The following is a 22,724-nucleotide window of genomic DNA, read 5'->3' on the forward strand; positions in this document are numbered from 1 at the left end:
TTCCGTCTCATTCACTCCCGTTCGGAGCCGTCCACAGCGGTTCACGCGGCGGGAGAGAGCGCGGGAATGAACGAGGTTGAACGGCTCCGAATGACCCGCTGACCAGCACGAACAGACCTCGAAAGCGAGTGTGGCGCAAGTCACCGAGGGTTCAAATCCCTCCGCTACCGCTCAAGAAGGGCCCCGTCGTAAGACGGGGCCCTTCGTGCGATCTGCCCCTTCGTGTGATCGGCCCTTCGTGCGATCATGTGCGCTGTTTGAGACACCAGAGACAGGGGAGGCCGCGATGGCGGTGAACGCGAAGAAGGTCGCCGTCTACGTGCTCGTGGTCTTCGCGCTGTACGTGATCATCACGGACCCGACCAAGGCCGCCGACTACGTCAAGATAGGGTTCCAGGGCATATCGGACGCTGCCCAGGCCCTCGGCGACTTCGCCACATGGGTCGCCGCCGGAGGAAAGTGATGATCCGCCACCTGGTCCTCTTCAAGCTCGACCAGGGCGTCGAGCGCGACGACCCACGGGTCCTGAAGGGCGTCGAGGCCTTCCGCGCCCTCGACGGCAAGATCCCCGAGCTCCGCTTCTGGGAGCTGGGCTGGAACGTCAGCGACCGCCCCATCGCGTACGACTTCGCCATCAACTCGGCCTTTGACGACGCGGAGGCACTGCGGCGGTACGTGGAGCACCCCGACCATCAGGCCGGTGTGGCGCTGTGGCGGGAGTTCGCCACCTGGGTGATCGCCGACTACGAGTTCTGAGCCGGCCGCTCCGAGCCCCTCGTCGTCGCGACGGGGGGCTCTTCTGTTGTGAAGGTTCAGTTATGCGGCTTTCATCCCTCAACACGTAGTTATTGGGTGCTTGCACACAGTGCACATGTCTTGTGATGCTATGACCGCTTTTGATGGAAGAGTTGACGGATGAGTTGATGACGACGAGGTGGAGTTGACCGTGCTGGCCAGTACCGCACCTCAGGCACCCACCTCGGAAGCCGCCCCCCAGCGGAGCCGTGGCGCCGACACCCGCGCCCTCACACAGGTCCTCTTCGCCCAGCTCAAGGAGCTCCAGCCGGGCACGCCGGAGCACGACCGCGTGCGCGGGGCGCTCATCGAGGCCAACCTCCCGCTCGTGCGCTACGCGGCCGCCCGTTTCCGCTCCCGCAACGAGCCGATGGAAGACGTCGTCCAGGTCGGCACGATCGGGCTCATCAACGCCATCGACCGCTTCGACCCGGACCGGGGCGTGCAGTTCCCGACCTTCGCGATGCCGACGGTCGTGGGCGAGATCAAGCGCTACTTCCGCGACAACGTCCGCACCGTCCACGTGCCGCGCCGGCTGCACGAGCTGTGGGTACAGGTCAACAGCGCGACGGAGGACCTGACGACCGCCTTCGGGCGGTCCCCGACGACCGCGGAGATCGCCGAGCGGCTGTGCATCGGCGAGGACGAGGTGCTGTCCTGCATCGAGGCCGGGCGGTCGTACCACGCGACCTCCCTGGAGGCCGCGCAGGAGGGCGACGGGATGCCGGGGCTGCTGGACCGGCTCGGTTACGAGGATCCCGCGCTGGACGGCGTGGAGCACCGCGATCTCGTACGGCATCTGCTCGTGCAGCTGCCCGAGCGGGAGCAGCGCATCCTGCTGCTGCGGTACTACAGCAATCTCACGCAGTCCCAGATCAGTGCGGAACTCGGCGTTTCGCAGATGCACGTCTCTCGCCTGCTCGCGCGCAGCTTCCAGCGGTTGCGGTCTGCGAACCGGATCGACGCGTAACCGCAAACGCGAGCGAGAGGTCACCGGGGCGAGGGAATCGCTCATCAGGGCGGTTGCCGACAGTTCGCGGCCGAGAACCCGTCAGACCCCTTGTTTGCAGGGCTGATTCGCGTCTCACATGTCGACAAGTCACTACAGCGTGTTGCCGACATGTGACATTCTGCGTGAAGCGCGTTTGCCGGAGCTCCGGTTCCGGTATTCAGGTGAAGGCTGCGTTCCTCAGGCGGGGGCGTTCGCCGCGACCGTCCGCGACCCAAAGGGGGTGGCATGTCCGCAGAACAGGGCAGCTCGAAGGTGCTCACGCTCGCGGAGAGCGAGACAGCTCCCCATGCTCTCGACTCACTCGGCTCCATCGATGACGCTCCGGCCCTCGCGGCCGAGCCCGAGCCGGCCCTTCCGACCGCGGGCGCCATCGACACCCGCACCCTGTCCCGCTCCCTGTTCCTGCGGCTGGCCGCGCTCGACGAGAACAGCCCCGAGCGTGCGTACGTCCGTGACACGCTGATCGAGCTCAACCTGCCGCTGGTGCGGTACGCGGCCGCGCGCTTCCGGTCGCGGAACGAGCCGATGGAGGACATCGTCCAGGTCGGCACGATCGGGCTGATCAAGGCGATCGACCGGTTCGACTGCGAACGGGGCGTGGAGTTCCCGACATTCGCGATGCCGACGGTGGTCGGGGAGATCAAGCGGTTCTTCCGGGACACGTCGTGGTCGGTCCGGGTGCCGCGGCGGCTGCAGGAGCTGCGGCTGGCGCTGACCAAGGCCAGCGACGAACTCTCACAGAAGCTTGACCGGTCGCCGACCGTGACCGAACTCGCGTCCGTGCTCGGGGTGTCCGAGGAGGACGTGGTCGACGGGCTGGCCGTCGGGAACGCGTACACGGCGTCCTCGCTGGACTCGCCGACCCCGGAGGACGACGGCGGCGAGGGGTCACTGGCGGACCGTCTGGGGTACGAGGACACCGCGCTGGAGGGCGTGGAGTACCGAGAGTCCCTGAAGCCGCTGCTGGCCAAACTGCCGCCTCGGGAACGGCGGATCATCATGCTGCGGTTCTTCGCGAACATGACGCAGTCGCAGATCGGCGAGGAGGTCGGCATCTCGCAGATGCATGTCTCGCGGCTGCTGACGCGGACGCTGGCGCAGTTGCGGGAAGGTCTGATCTCGGACTGAGCGGGTGGGTGCCTGCGGCGGCCTGCGGCTGCTTCGGCGGGGGGCGCGCAGCGCCTTCTCGCCGGGGTGGGCCGGGGCCGCGTGGGTATCCGTCCGCTGAACGGCGCGATGGGGTGTCACACCGGCTGGCGTTGACGCGCCCACCGCTGCGGGCGGACACCCCGACACGTCCCCTTGCGTCGTCCGGCGCGTGCGGGCGCGTCGCGGCCGCACCGGCTGCGGCAGGCCGCCGGTCCCGGTGGGCTGCGGGCTCGTGCCGCTAAGGGGTCCTTGCGCTATGCGCGTCCGCGACCCGGGCGGGCACAGTGCAAGGACCCCTGAGGGCGGCACGGGTGGTCGCTGGGGCTGCCCCCTGCGCGAAGAGCTTGGGGGAGGCACCCCGCGCCCCCCGGTGGCAGCGGCACCGACCCCGAGCACCTGGAATCCGCCGCCCGGCGATGCCGAGCGGCCGGGAAACCCGTCGGCGGCGTTACGCCAGCGCCAGCCAAGCCACCGCCGCGATGACCGCTACGGCGACGACGACGCCGACGACGAGACCGATACGCGGCCCGCCGCTGGTCGGCGCGGCCTGGCGCGTCGGGGGTACCTCGTCGACGAACGCGCGGAACATCTGGGTGCTGCCGGCGGGGTCGTGATTGCCCTGCGGGGCCTGGTTGTTAGCCATGGCCCGAGACACTAGCGAAAACGACGGGGCTCCCCAAGTGGGGGTTGGCGTTCCGTTTGGCCCTGCCTGGCCCGCACAGCCAAGACTCACCACCTGCACATTTACTGTCGCGGTACTTACCTTTGCCAACCTTTTGCGCCCAGCTCCCCTCTTTTATTTGCCTGTAGCAACCAACAGCTTCTATGGTTGCCCTAAGCAACGAAAGCGGGAGGTGTCATGGCCGAGAGGGCGCAGTACGAAGAGCTGGTCCGCCAGTTCAGTGCCTTCGGTGCCGTGAAGCGGGAGCTCGGCCGGATCATGCCGGCCGACTGCCCCGGCGGGTCGGCGGCCGTACTGACACTGCTGGGCCGCCACGGCGACATGCGCATGAGCAAGCTCGCCGAGCTGCTCGCGGTGGACATGTCGGTCACCAGCCGCCATGTCGCGCACGTCGTGGCACGGGGCTGGATCGAACGCTCCCCCGACCCCGCGGACAAGCGCTCACGCATTCTGCGCCTGACGCCCGCGGGCCACGTACAGCTCGACGAGCTGTCCCGGCGGACCACCGAGGTCCTCGCCGAGCGCCTGAGCGACTGGTCCGACGAGGACGTCGGCCGGCTCACGGACCTGATGGCGCGACTGAGGCAGAGCTTCGACTGCCGGCCCGCGCTACGGACGGCACCGCCCGCTTTCGACCGGACCACCCGTACACCCGCAAGCACGTAAGAAAAGGAAGCCCATGGCAACGACCACACCAGCCGGTGTGCGGGCTCATGCCAAGCACGGGGGAGGCTCCCACGGCTCCTCCGGCGACGGCGCTCCGATGACACACCGGCAGATCATGGAGGCCCTCACCGGCCTTCTGCTCGGCATGTTCGTCGCGATCCTGTCGTCGACGATCGTCTCCAACGCCCTGCCCCGCATCATCGGCGACCTCGGCGGCGGCCAGAGCGCCTACACCTGGGTCGTGACCGCGTCCCTGCTGACGATGACGGCGTCGACGCCGCTGTGGGGCAAGCTCGCCGACCTGTTCTCCAAGAAGCTGCTGATCCAGCTCGCTCTCGTCGTCTTCGTCCTGGGTTCGGCGGCGGCCGGCATGTCCCAGAACCCCGCGACGCTCATCACGTTCCGCGCGGTCCAGGGCATCGGCATGGGCGGTCTGTCCGCGCTGGCCCAGATCATCATGGCGGCGATGATCTCGCCCCGTGAGCGCGGCCGTTACAACGGCTACCTGGGGGCCGTCTTCGCCACCGCCATGGTCGGCGGCCCGCTGGTCGGCGGTGTCATCACCGACACCGACTGGCTCGGCTGGCGCTGGTGCTTCTACGTCGGCGTGCCCTTCGCCGTGATCGCCCTGATCGTGCTGCAGAAGACCCTGCACCTGCCCGTGGTGAAGCGGAAGGTCAAGGTCGACTGGGCCGGCGCGTTCTTCATCACGGCGGCCGTCTGCCTGCTGCTCGTCTGGGTGACCTTCGCCGGCGACAAGTACGACTGGATCTCCTGGCAGACCTACGCGATGGTCGGCGGCTCTGTCGTGCTGCTGGCGCTGTTCGTCCTGGTCGAGGCCAAGGCGAGCGAGCCGATCATCCCACTGCGGCTGTTCCGCAACCGGACCATCGCGCTGGCCTCGCTGGCCTCACTCTTCGTCGGTGTCGCGATGTTCGCGGGAACCGTCTTCTTCAGTCAGTACTTCCAGCTGGCCCGGGACAAGTCGCCGACGATGTCCGGTGTCATGACGATCCCGATGATCGCGGGCCTGTTCGTCTCCTCCACCGTCTCCGGCCAGGTCATCACCCGGACCGGGCGCTGGAAGGCGTGGCTGGTCGCCGGTGGCGTGCTGGTGACCGCGGGTCTCGGCATGCTGGGCACGATCCGGTACGACACCGAGTACTGGCACATAGCGATCTTCATGGCGCTGCTGGGTCTCGGCATCGGCATGATGATGCAGAACCTGGTGCTGTGCACGCAGAACCAGGTGGAGCCGGGTGATCTCGGTGCCGCGAGCTCCACGGTGACCTTCTTCCGGTCACTCGGCGGTGCGGTGGGCGTCTCCGCCCTGGGCGCGGTCCTGGCCACCCGGATCACCGACTACGTCAAGGACGGCCTCGCCGGCCTCGGCCCCGAGGGCGCGGCCCTCGGTCACGCCGGCACGGGCGAGGGCAACATCCCCGACCTGAGCGCGCTGCCCGCGCCGATCCGCACCGTCGTGGAGAGCGCCTACGGCCACGGTGTCGCGGACGTGTTCCTCTACTCGGCTCCGCTGGCGCTGCTCGCGCTGCTGGTCTCGCTGTTCATCAAGGAGGTCCCGTTGAGGACGAAGGGTGGGCTGGCGCAGGCCGCCGGCACCGACGCCCGCGCGGAGGCTCCCGTCGAGGTGGCTGCCGAGGCTCCCGCCGGCGAGAAGGCCGTGCCGAGCTGGGCCGGGGCGCAGACCGAGGCCGCCGACGAAACCGGGCCCGAGGGCACGCAGCGGCTCGCCGCCGTCGCCACGGTGGCCCGGGGTGAGGAGTCCGCGTCCGGTGGTGGAGGCGGCGTGCCGGTCCGCGGTTTCGTCCGCGGCAACGAGAGCGCGCCCGTTCCGCAGGCCGCCGTCACGCTGATCTCGCCGGCCGGACGCCAGCTGGGCCGGTCCGTGGCGCAGGCCGACGGTTCGTACGCGGTGGACGTCCCGGGCTCCGGTTCGTACGTCCTGATCGCCTCCGCCGACGGCTACCAGCCGCAGGCGTCCACGGTCGTGGTGAACGGCGAGCCGCTCGCCTACGACATCCTGCTCAGCGGCACCAGCGGGCTGACCGGCCTGGTGCGGACCGCGGAGAGCGGGCAGCCGGTGAAGGACGCGCTGGTCATCGTGACCGACGTGCGCGGGGACCTGCTGGCCACCCGGGCCACCGGTGGACAGGGTGAGTTCGCCTTCGCCGAGCTGGTACCGGGGGCGGTGACCGTCGCGGTGAACGCCGCCGGGTACCGGCCGCGCGCCCTGCCCGTCGAGGTGGGCGGGACCGGGGTCACCCGGGTCGAGATCGACCTGGAGGCGGGCGCCCGGGTCCAGGGTGTCGTCCGCGCCCCGCACGGCCCGCTGGCCGACGCCCGGGTGACGCTGGTCGACCAGGCGGGCAACGTCGTCGGCTCGGCCACGACCGGCACGGACGGAGCGTACGCCTTCACCGACCTGGACGGCGGCGAGTACACCGTCATCGCCACGGGCTACCCGCCGGTGGCCACCGCCCTGACGGTGACGGGCCGCGGCACGGACGCCCACGACATCGAACTCGCCCACCCCGGCGAGTAGTACCGACCCCGGCCCGTGGCGGGCGGGCGCGCTCCGAGCGGAGCGGCGCCCCCGCCACGGGCCGGTCTCATTCTGAGGAGCAGTGAAAATGGGACTGACCGCGAGGATCCGTACCCGCGACGGTTGGGCCGTGTCGCACGCGGTCGTCACGGTGGCGGACACGACCGGTGCGCAGGTGCTGCGGGCCGAGGCCGACGCGGAGGGCGCCGTACGGGACGTGACACCGCTTCAGCCGGGGGCGTACACCGTCATCGTCACGGCCCTCGGGTACGCGCCCGCGGCCTCCAGTGTGATCGTCACGGCGAGCGGCCGGGCCGAGGTCGGCACGGTGACGCTGGCACGGCAGGGCGGCACCGAGCTGCCGCCGCCGGGGACGTGGACGATCGACCCGGTGCACTCCAGCGTGGCCGCCGCGGCACAGCACCTGGGCATCTCCAGCGTGCACGGCCGGTTCACGGAGTTCTCCGGCTCGATCGAGATCGCCCCGGACGACGTCACCGAGTCGCGGGTGGAGGCGGTGATCCGGGCCGCGTCCGTCGACACCGGCAACGGCATGCGCGACGGGCACCTGAGGTCGCCGGACTTCCTGGACGTCGAGCGGTTCCCCGAGATCACCTACCGGTCCACGGGGCTGACGGCGACCGGGTCCGACCGGTGGACCGTCCACGGTGAGCTCGGCATGCACGGCGTCGTACGGCCCGTGGACCTCGACCTGGCCTACCTCGGCACGGGTCCGGACCCGTGGGGCGGCACCCGCGCGGCGTTCCGCGCCACGACCGAGCTGCGCCGCGAGGACTTCGCGATGAACTACAACCAGGTCCTGCAGGCCGGCATCGCCGCCATCGGCACCACCCTCAAGGTGGAGCTGGACATCCAGGCCGTGCAGGGGGAGTCACTGCCGGCGGCCTGAGCCGGGGTCGGACACCTTCGCCACCAACTGGCCGCACAGGTCCCGCAGTTTGACGTTGCGGTCCTGCGAGGCCCGGCGCAGCCGCTCCAGCGCGATGCGCGCGTCGATCCGCTCCCGGGCCATGAGGATGCCGATCGCCTGGTCGATGACGCTGCGGGAGAGCAGCGCGGTGCGCACGTCGGCCGCGGACTGGCGCCGGCGCTCGATGCCCAGCGCCACATTGATCGCGTCGCCGACCCGGGCCGCGAAGGCACGGGCCGCGTCCCGGCCCGTGCCCAGTTCCTCCGCCCGCACGCCGTAGAAGTTGATCGCTGCGCCGCTCTCGCCCTCGACGGCTACCGGCACCGCCAGCACGCAGCGGACCCCCGCGGACAGCGCGTACTCGGTGTACGCCGGCCAGCGGGACTCCGCCGCCAGATCCGGGGCGTACTGCTCGCTGCCGGTCTCGGCGGCGTCGACGCAGGGCCCCGAGCCGTTCTCGTACTGGCGCAGGTCCAGGCCGCTGGGCAGGCCGCCGCTGCCGGCCAGGGTGAACAGCCGCCCGCCGCGGCGCACCGTGAGGCTGCACGCGGCGGCGCCTGGCACCTCCTGTACCGCGCGGTCGGTCAGATCGCGCAGCAGGGTGTCGAGACCGCTGCTGCGCACCATCGCCTGGTCCAGCGTGTCGGACGTCTCGGATCTCATGACCGTACGTGTATCCCGTCGCTCCCCGAACACGCCCCCAGGTGACCGGGCTCGCGTCAGGGGGTGTGGTGCGTGCCCACGATCCGGCGGGCGAGGTCGCGCAGTTTCACGTTCTCCCGCTGGGAGGCCCGCACCAGGCTCTCGAAGGCCGCGGCCGCGTCGATGCCCTGGCGCTCCATGAGGATGCCGGTGGCCTGGCCGATCAGGTCCCGGGTGTGCATGGCCTCGGTGAGCTGCTCGCGCACGGTCGCGGAGTCCAGGGCGATGCTGACGTGCGCGGTGAACAGCCGGCCGATGCGCGTGGCGTCCTCGTCGAAGACGCCCGGCTTACGCGCGTATGCCGTCAGTACGGTCAGCCGTCGGCGGTCGGCGCGCAGCCGCAGCGACAGCGCCGAGCGCAGCCCCAGGGCAGCCAGCACGTCCCAGCCGTCGTCCGTCTCGCTGTCCGTTATCCGCGCCACCGGGTTGTTCCACAGCTGCTCCCAGTGCGCGTGCTGTTCCCGGCCGGTGTGCCGGGCCTCGGCGGAGCGGACGACCTCGTCGGTCCAGGCGAGCGTGCGGAGCTTGTCGCCGCGCTCGATCTCGGAGATGCCGGCGTGCTCGGCGCCCGGCATGATGTGCACGGCCAGCCGGACCGCCGTGCGCAGGGTGCTGTGCGGCGTGAGGGTCTCGTGCAGTTGCTGAGAGGCCACCGTGAGAGCTTCGGCCAGCTCGAAGCCAACCGGAAAACGGGGCAAATCAGGAAACTCGGACGCAGCCACCACGAACCTCTTCGGCATGCACGGCCACGGCCGTGCGCAGGAGAGCTCCGCAGCACATTCCCGACTGCGAGCACAGGACGGACAGCACTCTAACTGTTCGGTTGCCTCGAAGTGTCGCCCGGCCGACGGCCGGGGAAGGCGCTTCCGTGGTCGCCCCCCGGCATGATGGAATGGCCCACGGGTCAGGAAGCGGCCTTACCGGAACCCGGACGAACGTCTGCCAGGTGAGCGCCGTGACCTCATTCACGAATCCCACAGAACCGCACGACCTGCCCGGCCGCATCCATCTCACCATGCCCGCGGAGATCGACTTCTGCACTGCCGGAGAGCTGCTCCCGCACGTCCTGTCGGCGGCTCAGGCCCGTGGCGACCGGCTGGAGGTCCTCGTCCTCGACCTGAGCACGACCTCCTTCATGGACTCCCAGGGCATCCGCCTCATCAACGACATACGGCAGCGGCTGCGCCCCGGGGCCCAGGTGCGCCTGGTGGCCCGTCCGGAGGGCGGTGCGAGCCGCGTCCTGGAGCTGACGGGCTTGCGCCGGGACGTCCCTGTGTACGACAACCTCGCGGAGGCCCTGGCGTCGTAGGCTGCCGGACATGGCACCGAACATCGCGACGAACACCCGCGTCTCCCTGGACGAGTTGCTCGACTTCGTGCGGCCCCGGCACCACGCGATCCTGCTGACCCGGCGGGCCGACGGAGGCCCGCAGGGCTCCCCGCTGACCTGCGGCGTCGACGACTCCGGCCGGATCGTCGTCTCCACGTACCCGGAGCGCGCCAAGACCCGCAACGCCAAGCGAGACCCGCGCGTGAGCCTGATCGTGCTCAGCGACGACTGGGACGGCCCCTGGGTCCAGATCGACGGCACGGCCGAGGTCGTCGACACGCCCGATTCCGTCGAGCCGCTCGTGGAGTACTACCGGAACATCGCCGGGGAGCACCCCGATTGGGACGAGTACCGCGCGGCCATGCTCAAGCAGGGCAAGTCGATCATCCGGATCACCCCGGATCGGTGGGGGCCGGTGGCGACGGGCGGGTTCCCGGCGCGGCTGGCCGAGGGCGAGTAGGACGACCGCACAGGCCGGCGATCACGGACCCGCCGCCGTCCTCGGGGGTCCTTGCACTATGAGTGTCCGATCAGGTCGCGTGGCTGCCTGGGCGTTTCGGCAACGCGGCGAGGCGCGGTGCCAGGCCGCGCGACCCGGGCGGGACAGTGCAAGGACCCTTTAGGGCTCACTCGCGGGCGACCATCGCCTCGATGCCCGCGATCAGCAGTTCCAGCGCGAACTCGAAGTCCCGCTCCAGCATCTCCGCGACCGTGTCGCCACCGCGCGCCGCCATGATCTCCTGGGACTCCCGGATGACGTCGGCGGCCTGTGGGGCGGCGGTGACGGTGCTCAGGGCCTGCTGGAAGTACTCGTCCACGGTCATGCCGCCGGCCGCGGCCCGGGTGGCGAGATGGCCCTCCAGCGTGCCGTAGCCGTAGACGAACTGGAAGACGGCCGAGATCGTGCTCGTCAGGCGTTTCGCGGGCATCCCGGTCCTGCGGACGACGCGCTGGACCGCCCGCGAGAACGCCAGGTTGTTCGGGCCGATGTTGAGGAAGACGCCGGCCAGCGCGGACACCCAGGGGTGCCGCACCAGCAGTGTCCGGTACTCCCGGGCCAGCGCCCGCATCTGGTCCCGCCAGTCCTCGCCGGCGTCCGGATCGGGCAGCCGCATCTCGCCCATGACCTCGTCCAGGGCGAGTTCGAGGAGGTCGTCCTTGGTGTCCACGTACCAGTACACGGACATCGCGGTGACGTTCAGCTCACCGGCCAGCCGCCGCATCGAGAACCTGGCCAGCCCCTCGGCGTCCAGCAGCCGCACGCTGACCTCGATGATGCGCGCCCGGTCCAGCCCCGAGGGCTGCCCTCCGCCGCGCCGCCGGTGCGCCGTGCCTTCCAGCCAGACGCTGGTCCGCGCGGCCTTTTCGGCTGCCTTCGCCATGGCGCACCTTCCTCGACTTGCCGACGCCGATCATGCCGGGCGCCCTTGTTCCGCGGGGCGCGGAGCTGTGCCGGCTTGCGCTCCGCCGCGGGGACGCGACCAGCCTCAGCGAACCACACCCACGAGACGACCGTACGCCCCGAGCTCTCAGGGGTCCTTGCACTGTGCCCGCCCGGGTCGCGCGGACGCTCATAGTGCAAGGACCCCTCAGGCGGATTCTGCCCGCTCCGCCCGCCGCAGCAACGCCGCGGCCACCCACCCTCCGGCCAGCACGGCAACCGCCCCCACCAGCTGACTGGTCTCCAGCCCCGAGGCGAACGCGTCAGCGATCCGCGCCTTCTCCTCAGCCGAGTCCGCCGCCGCCAGCGCCGCCGGCAACGACGCCGCGGAAACAGCGACCAGCGACGCGAAACGGGAGTTGAGCACGGCCCCGAGGACGGCGACGCCCAGCCCGTTGCCGAACTCCGCGAGCGTCCCGTTGATCCCCGCTCCCACACCCGCCTTCTCCGGCGGGATCGCCCCCATGATCGCGTTGGCCATCGCCGGCATGGACAACGCCACACCCGCACCCATCACGATCAGCCCGAGCAGCATGCCCCCGTACCCGTGCCCCCCGAACAGCGCGATCGCCGCGAGCCCCGCGGACACCAGGGTCATGCCGAGCGCGATCGCCCCGGGCGTCCCCACCTTCAGCACCAGCTTCGCCCCCACCCCCGTGAAGTTGAGCGCGACGACGGTCAACGCCAGCGGCGCCGTCCGCAGACCCGCGTCCAGCGGCTCGTAGCCGAGCACGAACTGCAGATGCTGGGTGAGCAGGAACAGCGACCCGGTCATGCCGAACGCCACGAGGATGGCGCCCGCGACCGCGCCCACGAACTTCTGGTTCCGGAAGAAGTGCATGTCGAGCATCGGGTGCTCGGTGCGCAGCTCCCACAGCACGAAGAGCCCGAGTACGGCCACGCCGATCAGCGCGGAGACCAGCACCTGGCCGGACGTCCAGCCGTGCTCGGGCCCGGTGATGATCGCGTACACGACGGCCGTCATGCCGATGGTCGACAGCACCGCACCGAGCAGGTCGGGCCGGTCGCCCGTCTTGTGCTTCGACTCCGGGACCAGCGCGGCGACCGCGACCAGGCCGAGCACGGCGACCGGGATGTTGATCAGGAAGATCGCGCCCCACCAGAAGTGGTTCAGCATCACACCGCCGATCAGCGGCCCGGCCGCGAAACCGAGCGAACTGACCGTCGACCACAGCGCGATGGCCTTCACCCGCTCCTTGTCGTCGAAGATCTGCACGACGACCGCGAGTGTCGTGGTCATCAGCAGCGCACCGCCGACGCCCATGCCGGCACGGGCCGCGATCAGTTGGGCCGGACTCTGGGACAGCCCGGCCGCGAGGGAGCCCACACCGAAGATCGCCAGGCCCGACATCAGCATCAGCTTGCGGCCGTAGCGGTCGGCGGAGTTGCCCGCGGTGAGCAGCAGACCGGACTGCACCAGCGAGTACGCGTTCATCATCCACTGGACGTCAGCGGTCGAGGCGTCCATCTCGCGGGTGAGCGAGGGGATCGCCACGTTCAGGATCGTGTTGTCGAGCAGCACGGTGAGCTGGGCGAGGCAGATGACACCGAGGATCAGCCAGCGTTGGGGATGGCCGCCGAGCGCCGTCTGCTGCGGAGCCGTTTCCTGGAGGGACGTCGTCATGCTGTACACCGTAGAACACCTCTCATACGGCGTACAACGCGGTTCGGCGGCACGGAAGAAGGGCGGTGGCCGGAGGCCACCGCCCTTCTCGTCGTCGTGGGACTGTCAGCTGCTCGCCTTCTGCGTGAGGTCGTAGAAGGTGGACGAACCGACCGCGACCTTCTTGAAGTTGGCCTCGACCCAGGAGGTGATCCGCGAGGACGTGCCGTCGCTGCTGCCTCCCATGCCGCCGCCCATGCCCGAGGCGATGAAGTAGTGGATCTTTCCTTCCGCCACGTACTTCTTGAACTGGGCGAGCGTCGGGGACGGGTCCGTGCCGTTGAAGCCGCCGATGGCCATCACCGGGTCGCCGGTGGACAGCTGGTAACTCGCGGCGTTCTGGGCCCCGATGGCCGCCGCGGCCCACGTGTACTGGTCGGCGTCCGCCTCCAGCAGCTTCTTGGCCTCGGAGCTGACGCTGGCGCCGTTGAGCAGGCCGCCCATGCCGGCCCCGCCCCCCGGACCGCCCATGCGGCCGCCGTCGCCGTTCTGCTGGGTCTGGCCCTGCTGGTTCTGCTGGTTCTGGCCCTGGCCCGGCATGCCGCCGCCGGGGAAGCCGTTGCCCTGCTGGCCCTGCTGGCCCTGCTGGCCCTGCTGGCCCTGCTGGCCCTGCTGGCCCTGCTGGCCCTGCTGGTTCTGGCCGCCGCCCGGGCCGCCGCCGCCACCCGGGCCGCCGCGACCGCCCGCGACCGCCGGACCCGCCGTGACGATCGAGCCGGTGTGGCCCTCGTTCACCGTGGTGAGGGTGTACGCCGCCGGACCGGCCAGCGCCGCGACGAGGCCCAGTCCGGCCGCGCCCAGGGCCAGGTGCCGCCCCAGCCGACCCGCGAAGACCAGACCGAGGGCGGCCGTCAGGCCGCCGACCAGGACCAGCCACTTCAGCCAGGGCAGGTAGTCGGAGGAGCGGTTGAGCAGGACGTACCCCCAGGCCGCGGTCGCCGTCATCGCGGCGGCCAGGGTCAGCGACGCCCACACCCTTTCCCGCTTCTCCCAGAGCAGCGCCGCGCCCATGCCGACCAGCGGGGCGATGTAGGGGGCGAGGGCCACCGTGTAGTACTCGTGGAAGATGCCCTGCATGTAGCTGAAGACCAGCATGGTCGTGAGCAGCGCGCCGCCCCAGACGAGGAACGAACCGCGCGTCACGGACGTGCGCTTCGCCCTGCGCGTGGCGACCAGCCCCGCGACGAGGAGGATCAGCGCGGCCGGGATCAGCCAGGAGATCTGGCCGCCGATGGAGGAGCTGAACAGCCGGTCCCAGCCGGTCTCGCCCCAGTTGCCACCGCTGTTGCCGCCCCCGCCGCCGACGCTGCCGGTCTCGTCGCCGTTGAGGCGGCCCAGGCCGTTGTAGCCGAAGGTCAGCTCCAGGAAGCTGTTGTTCTGCGAGCCGCCGATGTAGGGGCGGGAAGACGCGGGCCAGAGTTCGACGATCGCCACCCACCAGCCGCCGGAGACCACGATCGCGGCCAGGCCGGCGGCGAGTTGGCCGATCCGCTTCTTCACCGTGACCGGGGAGCAGACGCCGTAGACCAGGGCGAGCGCCGGCAGGATCAGGAAGGCCTAGAGGGTCTTGGCGAGGAAGGCGAGGCCGACGGCGGCACCGGCCCACAGCAGCCACTTGGTACGGCCGTCCTCCAGTGCGCGGATGACGAAGTAGCAGGCCAGCGCCATCAGCAGGGCCAGCATCGCGTCCGGGTTGTTGAAGCGGAACATCAGCGCCGCGACAGGGGTGAGCGCGAGCACCGCGCCCGCGATCAGCCCGGCCGCGGGGCTGAACCTGCGGCGGACGGAGGCGTGGACGACGGCGACCGTACCGACGCCCATGAGGACCTCGGGGGCGAGGATCGCCCAGGAGGTGAGGCCGAAGAGCCGGACGGACAGGGCCATCGGCCACAGCGCGGCCGGGGGCTTGTCGACGGTGATCGCGTTCGCCGCGTCCAGCGAGCCGAAGAAGAAGGCCTTCCAGGACTGGCTGCCGGCCTGTACCGCCGCCGAGTAGAAGGAGTTGGCGTAGCCGGAGGCGCTCAGGTTGTAGAGGTAGAGCAGGGCGGTGGCGAGCAGCAGGGCGAGGAAGGCCGGGCGGGCCCAGCGGGGGTCCTCGGGGCGGCCGCGCCACAGCCGCCGTGGGAAGTGCGGCTTCGAGGCGGGGGCCGGCGGAGGTGCCGCGCCGGGTCGCTCCCAGGTCGAGGGGCTCGGGCCCGTCTCGCGGGTTCTCTCTTCGGAGTACGTCGTCATCGGGTGTTCCTCGGGTCGGTGTCGGTCGGGCGTACCGGCTGGAGTTGCACGGTGGCGTCCCTCCAGGTGCGGTCCGCGGCGTCACCGGCGCGGAACCGGGTCGTGTCGTACGGGGCGTACCGCCGCTCGGCCGGCACCTGCGGGAGCGGGCCGTACGCGTGGCGTGGGCGGGGCGCGCCACCGGCGGCCGGGGGCTCCCGCTCGTCGCGCCGGTCGGGGAACACCCACGCCCGGAAGAGCAGGAAGCGCAGTACGGTCGCCGCGAGGTTGGCGGCGATGAGGACGGCCAGTTCGGTGGAGTGGGCCGGCTCGGAGGTGGCCGCGTCGAGCGCGGCGAGCGAGCCGCTGGTCAAGGCGAGTCCGATGCCGAAGACGACCAGGCCCTGCGCCTGGTGCCGTACCGCTCCGCCGCGCCCGCGCACCCCGAAGGTGAGCCGCCGGTTGGCCGCGGTGTTGGCGACCGCCGAGACCAGCAGGGCGAGGGCGTTGGCGACCTGCGAGCCGGTGAAGACCCGGAAGCCGCTGTAGAGCAGCAGGTAGAAGAGGGTGGACAGGGCGCCGACGACGCAGAATCCGACGAGCTGGCGGGCGAGTCCCGTCGGCACGTCCTCGATGTCACGGTCGCGCGGGTCGTCGCCGAACGGCCGGGCGAGCCGGTCCAGCGGCAGCGAGCCGGTGGCCAGGGCCCTGCCGACCCGCCACACGCCCTTGAGGTCGTCCGTCGCGGTCTTGACGATGTGCACCGTCGAGTCGGGGTCGTCGACCCAGTCGACCGGCACCTCGTGGATCCGCAGCCCCGCGCGCTCGGCGAGCACCAGCATCTCGGTGTCGAAGAACCAGCCGGTGTCCTCGACGAGCGGCAGCAGCACCTGCGCCACGTCCCGGCGGATGGCCTTGAAGCCGCACTGGGCGTCCGAGAACCGCGCCTGGAGCGAGCCGCGCAGGATGAGGTTGTAGGCCCGGCTGATGAACTCCCGCTTGGGGCCGCGCACCACACGGGAACTGCGGGCGAGCCGGGAGCCGATCGCGAGGTCCGAGTGGCCGGAGATCAGCGGCGCCACCAGCGGGAGCAGGGCGTTGAGGTCGGTGGACAGGTCCACGTCCATGTAGGCGAGGACCGGGGCGTCCGAGGCCGACCAGACGGCCCGCAGAGCCCGGCCGCGGCCCTTCTGCTCCAGCCGGAAGGTGGTGACCTCGGGGATCTCCGCCGCCAGCCGTGCGGCGACCTGCGGGGTGGTGTCCGTGGAGGCGTTGTCCGCGATCGTGATGCGGAACGCGTACGGGAACGTCCTCACGAGGTGCTCGTGCAGTCTGCGCACGCACGGCTGGAGGTCCTTCTCCTCGTTGTAGACGGGGATCACTACGTCCAGGACAGGCGTACCGGCTGGTGCGGCCGGGAGGTGCTCCCGCGCCGGCAGGGTGCCGGGAGAAGAATCGGTTCGCATGGAACCGACTTTCGTCAGGCGCCCTGTTGTGCCCATGTGGTGACGCTGTGGCGTGCCTGTGAGTGCTGCTGCCAGCTCATTTCCGGCTGCGGCGGGGGCGGCAGCGCGGGCAGGTGCACCGTGAACACGGTGCGCCCGGGCACGCTGTCGACGGTCACGGCACCGCCGTGCGCGTCCGCCACGGCCTGCACGATGGCGAGGCCGAGACCGGTCGAGCCGGTGGCCCGGGAGCGCGCGGAGTCGCCACGCGCGAACCGTTCGAAGACGTGCGGCAGCAACTCCGCCGGAATGCCCTGTCCGTTGTCCTCGACGTCCACGCACAGCCACCGGCCGCGCCGCTGCACCCGCGCGGTGACGGTCGTGCCGGGCGGTGTGTGGTTGCGGGCGTTGCCGAGCAGGTTGACGAAGACCTGCTGCAGCCGGGCCGCGTCCGCCGACACCATCGCGGGCTCATCGGGCAGGTCGAGCCGCCAGTTGTGGTCCTGGCCGGCCGCACGGGCATCGCTGATGGTGTCCACGACGAGCGGTACGAGGTCGGTCTGCTCGAACTGCAACGGCCGTCCGGCATCCAGCCGGGCGAGCAGCAGCAGGTCCTCGACGAGCAGGGTCATCCGTCCCGCCTCGGACTCGATCCGCCCCAGGGCGTGCCGGGTGTCGGGCCCGACCTGCTCTCTGCCGCGTCTGGTCAGCTCGGCGTACCCGCGGATGGAGGCGAGCGGAGTCCTGAGCTCGTGACTGGCGTCGGCGACGAACTGCCGCACCCGTGTCTCACTCTGCTGTCGCGCGTGCAGGGCCCCGTGCACATGATCGAGCATCCGGTTCAGCGCGGCCCCGACCTGCCCGACCTCGGTGTGCGGATCGGTCTCCGAGTCGGGCACCCGCTCACTGAGATTCACCTCGCCGGTGTGCAGGGGAAGTTCGGATACCCGGGTGGCGGTGGCGGCGACTCGGCGGAGGGGGCGGGTGGCCACGCCGATGAGGACGTAGCCGGCGATGGCGGCGGCGACCAGTCCGGCACCGGTGACGCTCACCTCGACGAGGATGAGGGTGCTGATGGTGGTGGTGACCGACTCGGTGGGCAGGGCGACGTAGTAGCTGCCTCCGTCCATTCCGGGCTGGTACTGCACGCGGTACTCGCCGAGGCCGGGGATGTCGACGGTGTGCATCCCCCTGGTGGGCACCTCGGCGAGAGCGGCCTTCTGCGCGCCGGAGAGGCTGACGGCCGTGTTCCGCTGGAAGGGGCCGTTCTCGTTGGGGGTTTCCCGGGCGAGAACCGCCCGGGTGACCGAGCCGTCGGTGCCTATCTCGGCGACGACGGTCCTGGGCTGCGCCGGCCCCTCGACGAAGCCCGTGATCCGGTCCTTCGTGTCGGCGTCGCTCGCGCCCCCGGGTTTCACGGGTCCCGTCAGGCGCTTGCCGGTGTCGTCGACCTGCCGGTCCAGCTGCTCGTACAGGTGCGACCTGAGGGCGAGGGTCGTCACGGTCCCTATCACCGCACACACCACGGCGATCAGCACCACGGACGCGACGACGAGCCGCGTCCGCAGGGTGCGCGGCTTGCCTGCCCGCTGCCCGACTGCCTTCCGCTGCGCACGGGGCCGTCGTCGTCCGCTCACGACACCGCGGGCTTGATCAGATAACCGGCACCGCGCCGTGTGTGGATCATCGGCTCACGTCCGGCGTCGATCTTCCGCCGCAGGTACGAGATGTAGAGCTCGACCACGTTGGCCTGCCCGCCGAAGTCGTACGACCACACGCGGTCGAGGATCTGCGCCTTGCTGAGCACGCGCCGCGGATTGCGCATCAGGAACCGCAACAGCTCGAACTCGGTCGCGGTCAGGTGGATGTTCTGCCCGGCCCGGGTCACCTCATGGCTGTCCTCGTCAAGGGTGAGGTCCCCGACGACGAGCACGGAGTCGGACCGCCGGTCGGCGGCACCGGAGCGCCGTATCAGCCCGCGCAGCCGCGCGACGACTTCCTCCAGGCTGAACGGCTTGGTGACGTAGTCGTCCCCGCCGGCGGTGAGCCCGGCGATCCGGTCCTCGAGGGCGTCCTTGGCGGTCAGGAACAGCACGGGCACCTCGGGCAGCTCCCGCCGCAGCCGCCCGAGCACGGCCAGCCCGTCCATGTCGGGCAGCATCATGTCGAGCACGACGGCGTCGGGCCGGAAGTCCCGGGCGGTCTGGATGGCGCCCATGCCGTCACCGGCACTCCGGATCTGCCATCCCTCGTAGCGCAGGGCCATGGACAGCAGCTCGGTGATCGACATTTCGTCGTCCACCACAAGCACTCGGACGGGGCTCCCGTCCGGCCTGAGCAGTTCGGTGCGCCCCTGGGGCGAGGTCGTGGTCATGTGAACACGATGTCGGGGGCCTCTGAGAACACCCTTTTCCCAGCCTGTGATTTCCCTGAGAAACACACAGGCACTTCTCAGGGAACGCCTGGGAGCGCCTGGGAACGACCGGGAGGATCGGGCGGTTCTCAGAACAACTCGTCCTGCACCCCGTCGGCCTCCGTGTACCGCCGTATCGGAACAGACGGCTCACGCCCCGGCGCGGGAAGCAGCTCCCACCCGGTCATCAGCCGCGTATCGAGCACGACGACCCCGTCGCCGGTGGCCAGATGCAGATCGGGCCCGGCGGCGGCGACCAGCCCCCCGCTGACCACACCCCCGGCGACGAGCGCGCTCACCTCCCCGACGGCGGCGGGAATCCCCGCCAGCCCGAACACGCCGACGTGATCGACGACCCGCAGGGGCTCCCGCAGGAGCGACTCCGGCCACGCCGGGAGCGCCACGGCCCGCGCGTGCAGCTCGATGATCTCCGCTGCCCGCTCCGCCTCGCTGCCGGGCAGCGCGGACCGCACGGCCCGCTTCCGGGCGTAGGGAATCCGGTCGGGCACGCGCAGGGCGGCCCGCAACAGCTCCTCCGTACGCCGAGCGGCCATCAGCGGCCCGACGCCGAGCCAGGTGAAACAGACGGCCCCCTGCTCAAGCAGCCGTGCCGAACCCCGCTCCCACGCGGTGATCCCGACTTTGACCATGCCGGGCCCGAACCAGGCCAGATATACGTGGTACGGCCGTGGATCGTCCGCGAGGGTGTCCGCCGCCACGGAGTGCGCCCGGTCCAGCCGCGCACACTCCTCGCACCGGGCCCCCGTACTCCGCCCCGGCACGACCGCCCCGACCGGGCAGGCGTGCCCCCGAGCCCCCAGACACGTCCGCCCGCTCCCTTCCGCGACCTCGAAGGCCACCCGTTTCCCCCAGGTCAGCGCAGTGCGTCGCCCACCGGACCACACCAGCACGGGACCGTCCGCCGACCACCGCAGCCCCGAGCACTTCCATGCCTGTGCCATCTCTGCCGAGAGTAGGGGGCACCACTGACAACAGCGGCCGGACGGGGCCAGGGCCTCAGCGACGCCGGGGCCGAACGCCGACACCGGCTCTCGGCGATCCAGCGGGGCCGGGAATCAACGCCCGGAGTCGGCGGCGACCGTGTGCCCGTGGTCATACTGATGTGCGCTCACGTGCATCCCCTCCGAACGCGGGCTCCACCCTCCAGGGCAGAACCCCTCACGAGCCAAGACGCCGTTTTTTTGGTGCGGCACGCGGAGAGTTGCTGTCAGAGTCATTGGTATGGATCTCCCTTCCGGCACCGTCCTCGTCTTTGACCAAGACGAGGACCTGATGGTCTTCGAGTCCTTCGCGCACGCCGGGGACTACCTTGAGGCGATTGACGTATCGGATGGTGAGTACACGGCGGCGTACTCGCCGGACGGCGGCGTGTTGGCGCTGACTGCTCCCGAGGGGCCAGCGGGCTCGGTCGGGCTGACCAGGACAGGCAGAGGCGACCTGGCCGATCTGGAACGGAGAGTGGCCCACTACTGGCAACGTCACCAGGTGGGCCAGCCCCCGCGTGACCCGCTGCAGACGGCGCGCTTCCTGATCGACAGGGACAATCAGCCCCGCATGGGATGGCTGACCCGAGTCACCGGGTTGCTGAGACGCAACAGTCCTGGCGATGAGTCAGCGTCGTAGCTTCCGGAGCACTTCACCGGGCATGGCGGCGGTAGCTGATGAGGGCTGCGGCCATGCCGACGAAGGCGGGAAGTGCTCGGCCTTGCGTTCGTAGCGTAGGTGCAGGCGTCGGCAGCTGACGAGCCAGGAGACCGTTCTCTCGACGACCCAGCGGTGGTGGCGGCCCAGCCGGGTGGAGGACTCGATACCCTTGATCCACACGGGCTGCGCGGCATCGCGGAGGGTCGAGAAGATGACCACGGCGGTTGCCGCAGTCAGCGGCGCCGTGAGCGCCTGGACCGGGCCCGCCGGTGACCGACGGGCTCGTCCACGGAGCGCCTACTCGAAGTCCGCGACCGTCGGTCGGCAGACGAGCCCGACGGCCGTGCCGCGCTCCGTGTCCTGATGTGAGGATTCCCCGCCCCTGGTGTCCATGAGCCGGGATCCTGGCGCGGGGCTGGTTCGGCGAATCAGGGCTGCCCTGCCAGGACCACTGGACACCTTCGAAACCACTCTTGAAGTGGTTGCCGTCAATGACCGCCGTCAAGACCAAAGCCAGAGGCCCTGTGGATCACTCCACAGGGCCTCCGACGTGCTGTGCACTCGGCAGGATTCGAACCTGCAACCTTCTGATCCGTAGTCAGATGCTCTATCCGTTAAGCTACGAGTGCTTGTTCTGTTTTTTCGCCGCTCTCGGGCCTTCCGGCTCGCTCGCGGCGACAGGAAGAACATTACATGACTGCCGCCGCCATGTGAAATCCGTTAGCCGTACCCCTTGTGAGCTGCGGAAATGGCTCCAGAGGGGGGTAACGACAGCGAAGCCCCGGTCGGGTGACCGGGGCTTCGTGATCAAGTGCGGAGGCGGAGGGATTTGAACCCTCGATGGGCTTTAAGACCCAAACCGCATTAGCAGTGCGGCGCCATAGACCGGACTAGGCGACGCCTCCAGCGCATCCTCCCGCGCGAGCGCGAGTCGGTGCGTGCCGATGATGACACAGTCGAGCGCGGTGTCACCAATCGACCCCCACGGTACTAGGCGGGAAGGGCGCAGGGCAAAGGCCTTGTCGTGGCTCGCGGGGGGCCCGGGAGAGGGGCCCGGCGGGGGCGGGCGCAACATCCCGGGCCGTGCCGCGTTAGGCAGGGCATGTTGCGTACCACCCCCCGGGCCACCGCCCGCCCCGTACTGCGGCGCCTTCTCCTCGGTGCCGCCGCCTCCGTCGCCGGCGTCGGTTCGCTGGCCGCCGTTTCTCCGGCCGCGTACGCCCAGGCCGGCGGAGCCGACCTGTCGCCCCCGAGCCGTATCGGTGACGGCCGGGAACGAGATCACCTCACCGTCACCGTGCGGAACGCCGGCGGGGCCGACGGGACGTTCGAGCTGTACTGCCGGCCCGACCGCGGCAGTCACCCCGACCCGCGCGGCGCCTGTGACGCCCTGGAGCGGGACACGCGGTGGGGGCAGGACGTCTTCGCGCCCGCGCCGGAAGGCGGCTTCTGCACCATGCAGTACGGCGGGCCGGCCACCGCGCACGTCACGGGCACCTGGGCCGGGCGCCCCGTCGACGCCACGTACGACCGCCGCGACGGCTGCCAGATCGACCGCTGGGACCGGCTCGTGCCGCTCCTCCCCGGTGTGGGGGGCACGGCGGGCTCCACCGGTTGAGTCTCCTGTCGTGCCTGGCGGGGGCGCCCCGGCCTCGACGGCAGTCCGGCCCGGCGGCGGGCGTGCCGAACCCGCGGGCGTGCCCCGCCCGCGGGGGCCACAGCCTGCGTTCCGACGCCCGGCACCTCACCCGCCGCACAGCGGCTCACCCGCCGCCCCACCCCACGGCACCTCCACCCGACACACCCATGCGCGCCACACCCCGCCCTCATCAGGCCGGCCCGGCCGAAACATACAGAAACGCCGTCGTCGTAAAGGTCCCGCGAAGGTCCCGCGACGTCGTCGCAGGAGGACGGGCGTTTGACGGTTACTCGGTCGTCAGTTCGGGGTCACTTCCTCGTGCGACCTCGCTCGCATCCGCGTCGCGAGCGCAACCACAGCCCTTAGACTCCCTCCCGTGACACGCTGCGGGACGGT

Annotated in this window: 20 protein-coding genes, 2 tRNA genes and 2 pseudogenes; 11 read left to right on the forward strand and 13 right to left on the reverse strand. The window is 70.7% G+C overall.

All coding sequences use genetic code 11. From position 1 onward, the window contains the following. Positions 1-286 precede the first annotated feature (286 nt). The 4 genes from ACWD1U_RS07205 (at position 287) to ACWD1U_RS07220 (ending at position 2,935) form a co-directional block, all read left to right on the forward strand. Positions 287-463 (forward strand): hypothetical protein, encoded by a 177-nt coding sequence (locus tag ACWD1U_RS07205; protein WP_451105211.1) that lies wholly within the window; start codon positions 287-289, stop codon positions 461-463. Beyond that, positions 463-756 (forward strand): Dabb family protein, encoded by a 294-nt coding sequence (locus ACWD1U_RS07210; protein WP_451105212.1) that lies wholly within the window; start codon positions 463-465, stop codon positions 754-756. The genes ACWD1U_RS07205 and ACWD1U_RS07210 overlap by 1 nt, the downstream gene beginning before the upstream one ends. Positions 757-946: 190 nt before the next feature. Next, positions 947-1,765 (forward strand): RNA polymerase sigma factor SigF, encoded by an 819-nt coding sequence (locus ACWD1U_RS07215; protein ID WP_451105214.1) that lies wholly within the window; start codon positions 947-949, stop codon positions 1,763-1,765. Positions 1,766-2,032: 267 nt separating this feature from the next. Next, positions 2,033-2,935, forward strand: a complete 903-nt coding sequence (locus ACWD1U_RS07220) for an RNA polymerase sigma factor SigF (protein ID WP_451105216.1) — start codon at positions 2,033-2,035, stop codon at positions 2,933-2,935. Between the two features lie 469 nt (positions 2,936-3,404). On the opposite strand, the gene ACWD1U_RS07225 is transcribed toward ACWD1U_RS07220, so the two are convergent. Beyond that, positions 3,405-3,599 (reverse strand): hypothetical protein, encoded by a 195-nt coding sequence (locus ACWD1U_RS07225; protein WP_451105217.1) that lies wholly within the window; start codon positions 3,597-3,599, stop codon positions 3,405-3,407. A 216-nt stretch (positions 3,600-3,815) separates the two neighbouring features. Between ACWD1U_RS07225 and ACWD1U_RS07230 the strand changes: the two genes are divergently transcribed. The 3 genes from ACWD1U_RS07230 (at position 3,816) to ACWD1U_RS07240 (ending at position 7,777) form a co-directional block, all read left to right on the forward strand. Beyond that, the gene (locus tag ACWD1U_RS07230; protein ID WP_451105218.1) at positions 3,816-4,304 is read left to right on the forward strand and encodes a MarR family winged helix-turn-helix transcriptional regulator; all 489 of its coding nucleotides are present in this window, start codon (positions 3,816-3,818) and stop codon (positions 4,302-4,304) included. Between the two features lie 13 nt (positions 4,305-4,317). After that, positions 4,318-6,867 carry an MFS transporter gene (locus ACWD1U_RS07235; protein WP_451105220.1) on the forward strand — a complete coding sequence of 850 codons (2,550 nt, stop codon included), beginning with the start codon at positions 4,318-4,320 and terminating at the stop codon, positions 6,865-6,867. Positions 6,868-6,955: 88 nt separating this feature from the next. Beyond that, the gene (locus ACWD1U_RS07240; protein WP_451105222.1) at positions 6,956-7,777 is read left to right on the forward strand and encodes a YceI family protein; all 822 of its coding nucleotides are present in this window, start codon (positions 6,956-6,958) and stop codon (positions 7,775-7,777) included. Here ACWD1U_RS07240 and ACWD1U_RS07245 read toward each other — a convergent pair. Together ACWD1U_RS07245 and ACWD1U_RS07250 are read right to left on the reverse strand one after the other, a co-directional pair. After that, positions 7,760-8,461: an ANTAR domain-containing protein gene (locus tag ACWD1U_RS07245; protein WP_451105224.1), complete on the reverse strand. Its 702-nt coding sequence runs from the start codon at positions 8,459-8,461 to the stop codon at positions 7,760-7,762. The two genes, ACWD1U_RS07240 and ACWD1U_RS07245, sit on opposite strands and share 18 nt — an antisense overlap. 56 nt (positions 8,462-8,517) lie before the next feature. Further along, positions 8,518-9,240, reverse strand: a complete 723-nt coding sequence (locus ACWD1U_RS07250) for an ANTAR domain-containing protein (protein WP_451105226.1) — start codon at positions 9,238-9,240, stop codon at positions 8,518-8,520. 275 nt (positions 9,241-9,515) lie between these two features. Between ACWD1U_RS07250 and ACWD1U_RS07255 the strand changes: the two genes are divergently transcribed. Together ACWD1U_RS07255 and ACWD1U_RS07260 are read left to right on the forward strand one after the other, a co-directional pair. Further along, positions 9,516-9,809 carry an STAS domain-containing protein gene (locus ACWD1U_RS07255; RefSeq protein ID WP_451105776.1) on the forward strand — a complete coding sequence of 98 codons (294 nt, stop codon included), beginning with the start codon at positions 9,516-9,518 and terminating at the stop codon, positions 9,807-9,809. A gap of 10 nt (positions 9,810-9,819) precedes the next feature. Beyond that, positions 9,820-10,290, forward strand: coding sequence for a PPOX class F420-dependent oxidoreductase (locus ACWD1U_RS07260; protein ID WP_451105227.1), 471 nt, complete (start codon positions 9,820-9,822; stop codon positions 10,288-10,290). A 166-nt stretch (positions 10,291-10,456) separates the two neighbouring features. On the opposite strand, the gene ACWD1U_RS07265 is transcribed toward ACWD1U_RS07260, so the two are convergent. The 7 genes and pseudogenes from ACWD1U_RS07265 to ACWD1U_RS07295 form a co-directional block, all read right to left on the reverse strand. After that, positions 10,457-11,212, reverse strand: a complete 756-nt coding sequence (locus ACWD1U_RS07265; protein ID WP_451105228.1) for a TetR/AcrR family transcriptional regulator — start codon at positions 11,210-11,212, stop codon at positions 10,457-10,459. Between the two features lie 207 nt (positions 11,213-11,419). After that, positions 11,420-12,916: an MFS transporter gene (locus tag ACWD1U_RS07270; RefSeq protein WP_451105230.1), complete on the reverse strand. Its 1,497-nt coding sequence runs from the start codon at positions 12,914-12,916 to the stop codon at positions 11,420-11,422. A gap of 105 nt (positions 12,917-13,021) precedes the next feature. Then, a pseudogene (locus tag ACWD1U_RS07275) lies at positions 13,022-15,187 on the reverse strand (glycosyltransferase family 39 protein). Continuing rightward, entirely contained in the window at positions 15,184-16,632 is a 1,449-nt protein-coding gene (locus ACWD1U_RS07280; RefSeq protein ID WP_451105232.1) for a glycosyltransferase, read from the reverse strand. The pseudogene ACWD1U_RS07275 and the gene ACWD1U_RS07280 overlap by 4 nt, the downstream one beginning before the upstream one ends. A 14-nt stretch (positions 16,633-16,646) precedes the next feature. After that, positions 16,647-18,248: a sensor histidine kinase gene (locus ACWD1U_RS07285; protein ID WP_451105234.1), complete on the reverse strand. Its 1,602-nt coding sequence runs from the start codon at positions 18,246-18,248 to the stop codon at positions 16,647-16,649. Next, entirely contained in the window at positions 18,245-18,985 is a 741-nt protein-coding gene (locus ACWD1U_RS07290) for a response regulator transcription factor (protein ID WP_451105235.1), read from the reverse strand. Before ACWD1U_RS07290 ends, ACWD1U_RS07285 begins: the two co-directional genes overlap by 4 nt. 128 nt (positions 18,986-19,113) lie before the next feature. Further along, on the reverse strand, positions 19,114-19,986 hold the full coding sequence (locus tag ACWD1U_RS07295) for a DUF2797 domain-containing protein (protein ID WP_451105237.1): 873 nt from the start codon (positions 19,984-19,986) through the stop codon (positions 19,114-19,116). A gap of 280 nt (positions 19,987-20,266) precedes the next feature. Here ACWD1U_RS07295 and ACWD1U_RS07300 point away from each other — a divergent pair, with 280 nt between their 5' ends. Beyond that, a complete protein-coding gene (locus ACWD1U_RS07300; RefSeq protein WP_451105238.1) occupies positions 20,267-20,668 on the forward strand; it encodes a hypothetical protein in 402 nt (133 codons plus the stop codon). Positions 20,669-20,681: 13 nt separating this feature from the next. Here ACWD1U_RS07300 and ACWD1U_RS07305 read toward each other — a convergent pair. The 3 genes and pseudogenes from ACWD1U_RS07305 to ACWD1U_RS07315 all read right to left on the reverse strand — a co-directional run. Next, positions 20,682-20,860: pseudogene (locus tag ACWD1U_RS07305) on the reverse strand (transposase); the annotation flags it as partial. 385 nt (positions 20,861-21,245) lie between these two features. Then, positions 21,246-21,318 (reverse strand) — tRNA-Arg (locus ACWD1U_RS07310). 185 nt (positions 21,319-21,503) lie between these two features. After that, a tRNA-Ser gene (locus ACWD1U_RS07315) sits at positions 21,504-21,594 on the reverse strand. Positions 21,595-21,791: 197 nt separating this feature from the next. On the opposite strand from ACWD1U_RS07315, the gene ACWD1U_RS07320 reads away from it, so the two are divergent. Beyond that, positions 21,792-22,307: an SSI family serine proteinase inhibitor gene (locus ACWD1U_RS07320; RefSeq protein ID WP_451105239.1), complete on the forward strand. Its 516-nt coding sequence runs from the start codon at positions 21,792-21,794 to the stop codon at positions 22,305-22,307. Positions 22,308-22,724: the final 417 nt, after the last annotated feature.

It is taken from the genome of Streptomyces sp. NPDC002788 (genome assembly GCF_053592115.1).

What these genes read in the sequence shown, in the direction of transcription:
- ACWD1U_RS07240 (WP_451105222.1), top strand. Translation starts at nt 6,956, where the DNA reads ATGGGACTGACCGCGAGGATCCGTACCCGCGACGGTTGGGCCGTGTCG.
- ACWD1U_RS07205 (WP_451105211.1), top strand. Translation starts at nt 287, where the DNA reads ATGGCGGTGAACGCGAAGAAGGTCGCCGTCTACGTGCTCGTGGTCTTC.
- ACWD1U_RS07265 (WP_451105228.1), bottom strand. Translation starts at nt 11,212, where the DNA reads ATGGCGAAGGCAGCCGAAAAGGCCGCGCGGACCAGCGTCTGGCTGGAA.
- ACWD1U_RS07220 (WP_451105216.1), top strand. Translation starts at nt 2,033, where the DNA reads ATGTCCGCAGAACAGGGCAGCTCGAAGGTGCTCACGCTCGCGGAGAGC.
- ACWD1U_RS07250 (WP_451105226.1), bottom strand. Translation starts at nt 9,240, where the DNA reads ATGCCGAAGAGGTTCGTGGTGGCTGCGTCCGAGTTTCCTGATTTGCCC.
- ACWD1U_RS07295 (WP_451105237.1), bottom strand. Translation starts at nt 19,986, where the DNA reads ATGGCACAGGCATGGAAGTGCTCGGGGCTGCGGTGGTCGGCGGACGGT.
- ACWD1U_RS07320 (WP_451105239.1), top strand. Translation starts at nt 21,792, where the DNA reads ATGTTGCGTACCACCCCCCGGGCCACCGCCCGCCCCGTACTGCGGCGC.
- ACWD1U_RS07225 (WP_451105217.1), bottom strand. Translation starts at nt 3,599, where the DNA reads ATGGCTAACAACCAGGCCCCGCAGGGCAATCACGACCCCGCCGGCAGC.
- ACWD1U_RS07280 (WP_451105232.1), bottom strand. Translation starts at nt 16,632, where the DNA reads ATGCGAACCGATTCTTCTCCCGGCACCCTGCCGGCGCGGGAGCACCTC.
- ACWD1U_RS07235 (WP_451105220.1), top strand. Translation starts at nt 4,318, where the DNA reads ATGGCAACGACCACACCAGCCGGTGTGCGGGCTCATGCCAAGCACGGG.
- ACWD1U_RS07230 (WP_451105218.1), top strand. Translation starts at nt 3,816, where the DNA reads ATGGCCGAGAGGGCGCAGTACGAAGAGCTGGTCCGCCAGTTCAGTGCC.
- ACWD1U_RS07300 (WP_451105238.1), top strand. Translation starts at nt 20,267, where the DNA reads ATGGATCTCCCTTCCGGCACCGTCCTCGTCTTTGACCAAGACGAGGAC.
- ACWD1U_RS07270 (WP_451105230.1), bottom strand. Translation starts at nt 12,916, where the DNA reads ATGACGACGTCCCTCCAGGAAACGGCTCCGCAGCAGACGGCGCTCGGC.
- ACWD1U_RS07255 (WP_451105776.1), top strand. Translation starts at nt 9,516, where the DNA reads ATGCCCGCGGAGATCGACTTCTGCACTGCCGGAGAGCTGCTCCCGCAC.
- ACWD1U_RS07245 (WP_451105224.1), bottom strand. Translation starts at nt 8,461, where the DNA reads ATGAGATCCGAGACGTCCGACACGCTGGACCAGGCGATGGTGCGCAGC.
- ACWD1U_RS07290 (WP_451105235.1), bottom strand. Translation starts at nt 18,985, where the DNA reads ATGACCACGACCTCGCCCCAGGGGCGCACCGAACTGCTCAGGCCGGAC.
- ACWD1U_RS07210 (WP_451105212.1), top strand. Translation starts at nt 463, where the DNA reads ATGATCCGCCACCTGGTCCTCTTCAAGCTCGACCAGGGCGTCGAGCGC.
- ACWD1U_RS07260 (WP_451105227.1), top strand. Translation starts at nt 9,820, where the DNA reads ATGGCACCGAACATCGCGACGAACACCCGCGTCTCCCTGGACGAGTTG.